At 35.8% G+C, this 4,708-nt stretch carries 4 protein-coding genes; all 4 read right to left on the reverse strand.

Going from position 1 to position 4,708, the window contains the following annotated elements; genetic code table 11:
- Nucleotides 1-265 precede the first annotated feature (265 nt).
- Nucleotides 266-400, reverse strand: a complete 135-nt coding sequence (locus tag QQJ87_RS14715; RefSeq protein ID WP_431310109.1) for an integrase core domain-containing protein — start codon at nucleotides 398-400, stop codon at nucleotides 266-268.
- Between the two features lie 1,614 nt (nucleotides 401-2,014).
- Nucleotides 2,015-3,229 carry a hypothetical protein gene (locus QQJ87_RS14150; protein ID WP_284282536.1) on the reverse strand — a complete coding sequence of 405 codons (1,215 nt, stop codon included), beginning with the start codon at nucleotides 3,227-3,229 and terminating at the stop codon, nucleotides 2,015-2,017.
- On the reverse strand, nucleotides 3,202-4,164 hold the full coding sequence (locus QQJ87_RS14155; RefSeq protein WP_284282537.1) for a glycosyltransferase family A protein: 963 nt from the start codon (nucleotides 4,162-4,164) through the stop codon (nucleotides 3,202-3,204). The genes QQJ87_RS14150 and QQJ87_RS14155 overlap by 28 nt, the downstream gene beginning before the upstream one ends.
- A gap of 18 nt (nucleotides 4,165-4,182) precedes the next feature.
- A partial coding sequence (locus QQJ87_RS14160; RefSeq protein ID WP_284282538.1) for an NAD-dependent epimerase/dehydratase family protein occupies nucleotides 4,183-4,708 on the reverse strand: 526 nt, incomplete at its 5' end.

Below are 4,708 nucleotides of genomic sequence, written 5' to 3' on the forward strand. Positions count from 1 at the left end.
CTCAAGTTTACTCAACTCCGCGTAGACCCAAGGGAGTCGGGGGAATAAATCAGTGTGTCCCTAAGTTTACTTTGATTGCAAACTGCGTAGGGGTTCTATGGAAAATGATTTTTTCCGGAATTTCTTACCACTATGAATTTAATTTTCTGGACTCGGTTGGTAAATTACTTTGCAAGCCTAGCACGAATTCATTTTGGATCAGGTAGTATAAACTGGAGTTCGGTCCGACTGCATAGTTATGCTGCCCCCAGTGTTCAATATTAACTCATGCTTCAATTGGTTGTAAAAACCACTCCATAGAAAGGACTTCATCTCTGAACTTTTCGTTGAATCTCTCGTTGGCATCTTCTCGCCATGGCTTGCCTGGACCAATTAGTACGCTTTCAAGGTTTTCTTGCACCGTCTATTCCAGAAGCTCGGTGGCTATATATTTTGGGTGGTTGTCGCTTCGCAGGTGTTTCGGTAGTCCTCGAACGCTGATTAGTCTGCTGAACATACCGCTGAATCGGGCTTGATGCATTTCGCCTCTCGCTGCGTTCAGAAACCATTGTAATCAAGGAGTAAACTCTCTGCAAATACATTCAAAAATAAGTTAGCCACCGTTATGAAGCGTTTTAACTGGAGGTAAGATAAGAGTTTAAAATTTGATGAACGTTCGAGGCCGATAATAAAATATAAGCTCACTTTAACTTAGGCAATCTGAATTGTTGAGTGTTTGCCATTCTATTTTATTAAATGTCAAAAAATATAAATATATCTGGTTTAAAGGCGCTTAAAAGATAAGATATTCGATTGTGTTCAAATTGAATCGTTTCAGTTGACTTATATGTTAGATTGAGCCCCGTAATTTTTCTGATATGACATTTTGGAAATGCGTAATAGAAACTTATAAAAGAAGATATAAAATACTGTTAGTCCGCAAAGAGATGTAAGATAGCTTGTTAAAGACCATCTAAAAGCATTTGGTATGAGCATTGACGATATTAAACAAAAAATAATTCTTTCGTTTGTATTCAGGAGTTTCTTGTATAAAACAGCGAGTATACTCGCTGTAAAAAAAATTAGTATCAATGAAAAAGGATAAAATATAGTCAAGTCTGATAGGTAGCTTCCAGCAAAGCCTGTAAGCCCTAGGCTATGCTCAATCGCATTATTTATCTCAAGAGTTGAGCTGGGAGTGGGTATGTTAATATAAGCTAACACTTTAAATATAGGAATTAGAATATAGTATATTCCAGTAAGTTTTAATAAGTTCTCAGTCAAGTAAGAATTATAGTCTGGTGTGAGATGGTTCGATATAAAATATCTTCTTCCGAAATAAGTGTTGGTGAACTCACCGAAAGCGTCTAGCATCGCCTGAATTGAATCGTGGTTAGGTGTGAAATATGAATCGATTGAATTATTTAGTATATCCCTTAAAAAAAATAGAATTATTAGTATTGGCGCATACTTTAGAATTTGTTTTGGTTTTCTTGTGGCTAAATATGGCAAGAGCGCTGAAAGAATGAATCCCCTTGACATTGTAATGTAGCATCCAAATGTTAATAATGCTATATTGAAAATCATTTGTTTGTGTTTATTATATTTAATTGAGAGGAACGAGCTGATAATGATAGACAAATACAAAAATGGCGAAACTATTGGATTGCCGTAAATTTGGTGGTATTTAATAACCAGTGTGCTTCGTGCGGAGGGGTCTGGTACTAAAGAATAATTTGTTAGTCGCCATAGGGCGACAGTGGAAAGCAATGTAATTATTGTAAGAGAATTAGATAATATAACTAACTTTTGATTTTCTATTTTTTTCCGTTCGGACTCTTTGTTGTTTGTAGATTTTATGCATAAATAAAATATAATAAATATCACTAGACTTAGGCTTAGTAGTGAATTTTCGAGCAACGTGTTGCATTTAATTATTCCGGCGAAATGATTTAATTCATTTCCATCTGCGATGCACAGTGTTTCTGGCAAAATTTCATAAAAGATTAAAAACGTGATTGATATTAGTAGTATATTAGCGGGCATAAAAATTGGTTCTAGATTGCATTTGGTTCAATAGTTTTACTATTCCTGCTGAACATATGGCTATGTATGTAATCGCTATGATAGCTTGCTTTTCCGTTAGTGTGTTACCAAAAGACCACAGGCCTGTACAAACTAATGCGGCTGTAGATATCTCGAATTTTGTAGTTAAATTTTGTTGAAACCTCATATACAGCAACGAGGTTATCGCTAGCATAATTTTTGCTAAATTTATAGTTATCTCAAAAATGATTGTGATCAGATTGGGTTCTCTTGAGTAATAAAAGACATCTAATGCTATTATGAAAATCGATGCAAATATGTAAATGGCTGTGCTTATTCCTAGAATTTGTAATAGAATCTTTAGCCAGTTGATATTTTTGTTTGCAAATTCCTCTATAAGATCTCTAATTTTTGTCATTTGTAAGTTCATCATTGTAATAGATGTACATCCATCAAAGACTCTCTGAAGAAACAAGTAGTATGAAAGGTCGACTCCATTCAGTTTGGATAGCGTTGACATGAGAGACCATATGACTAAAGGTTGAGAAAATGATGCTGTTAGTTTTCCTATTCGGCCCTGTGCAATAAGTCCAATGTCTTCTCTTTTCAAATTTACTTTTGCTTTGCTTATATTTTCATATAATGTAAATGTAAATAACAGGAGTATGTTTAAGGAGGTTGACATACTTAGCCAGTAAGAGCTTGCAAATTTTGAATTGCCATAAAACATCAAACTAATTAATAATATTGATAAGTTTGGTAAGATCAGGATTCCGGTCGCGGATATGCTTCGGCCTCTCCCTATTTGATAGTTGCCGTATAAATTGGTTGTAGTAAATACCATTGCTCCACTGATAATGTAGAATACTGTCTTTATGTCGCTTGTTTCAATATTATTTTTGAGTATAACTGCTGTAATTGCTCCCGCTGTGCTAATTAATAACTGAATGACTTTTATCTTTGTTGGAACCAATAATTTAAAACTTTTACTGTCTTTGATGCCTTTGTGATAAAGATCAAATTGCAATCCTAGGCAGGAAATTGACCCAATTAAAATAATTGCTGTTAATAAAATTGCAACCTGATTTGCTGTGTTTTTTGGTGTTAGTAAGTGTATTAGTGCAATTGAACCTGCGCCACTTGTAAATCGTATTGCTGATAATATTAATGTAATTACTATATTTGCGGTTTTAGTGCTGGCCATTTTCCATTCCATACTCGGTAGGCAAATTGTAGACTAATTTGGATCGTTTTAATCATGCCAATAGATTTGATTACTTTGAAAGTGGTCTTGTAGTTTCCGCCTTTCATCGATTTAATGGCTGCAATGTAGAGCGCTCGTTCACTTCTTATTCTTAACCGTTTAAATGTAGAATTTTCTTTTTCGCAGTAATTGTTTTTCTTTATTTTGTTAAGTTCTTCAATATCATTATTTAATAGTTCAAGATTCGGTCTCTTTGAGAGTCCAAATTCATTCCACTTGTACTCACCTGGCGACGTTAGGTCTATTATTATATTTCCTTGAAAACATAATTTTGCGAACAATATTAAGTCTGGTGAATGACAGTTAGGATAAAGTTCGGACTCAATGGCAGGTTTTGTTCTGATTACTGTAGTGTAGTGCGTTGGACATATGTCTTTTGTTTCGTTTATATCTGATCTTAAAATTTTTAGTAAATTCTCTCCCTTTACTTTTATTGTGGTGCTATCAATTTTTTCATATTTTATTCTATTTATTATGTTGGATATTCTTGCGTCTGCAAACGCCGCTACGCAATCATTTTGTTGTTCGAGAATTGTGATGAGTCTTTTATAATAAGTAGTGTCGTTGATTCTATCGTCGTCAGGTATCAGAGTATAAAACTCTGTTTTAACTAATTCTCTCACTGCATTGCTCCAATGAGTTCCGATTTCCAGTTTTTCTCGCCATGTTTTCACTGAAAATCTCTTTTGTTGAATGTTTTCAATCTTCTTAAGTAGACGTTCGTTTTCTCCATTACAGGAGAGGTATACTATGGCGTTTTCATTTGACCTGAGCGCACTTTCTATGGCGGATGGAAACTCTTCAATTCGGTTTACAGTTGGTATAATTATCGTGAGTTTGCTGTTATTCGGTTCTTTGCGGGTTTGTTCTTTCATTTTTCTGTTTGTATCGATTTATATTGATTCTGTCCAGACTATATTAGAACTGATTCCACTTTTACATACTGTTTTTGGTGTCCATCCAATTAATCTTTTGATCTTCGCCAAATCGGCTACAAACACCCTCTGATCACTTTCTCTGGGCGGAAGGTTCGTGTAATTCATCTTGCAGCCCGTTTCTTGTTCGAGCAGTGCAAACAACTCCAGAAGCGATAGGCTGTTCTCCATTCCGCCCCCAATGTTAAAGGCTTGACCTTTGATTCTCTCAATCTGATTCAATGCCGTGTAATACAAGCTGATCATGTCATCGGCGTGCAGTACATCACGCACCTGTTTGCCACTTCCTGAGATCGTAAAGGGCCTGGTTTCTCCGTTTTTAATGTCAACGGCCTTTTGACAGAACCATCCCACCCAGCCCTGATCTACCGTGGCAAATTGCCGTCCCCCGTACATGGAGGAATGCCTAAAGACCACTGTCTTTAATCCAAAGATACGCGCGAAGTCCTGCATGTATTGATCTGCGGCACCTTTAGAACACCCG

This window comes from Limnobacter litoralis (assembly GCF_030160455.1).
Taxonomy (GTDB): domain Bacteria; phylum Pseudomonadota; class Gammaproteobacteria; order Burkholderiales; family Burkholderiaceae_B; genus Limnobacter; species Limnobacter litoralis.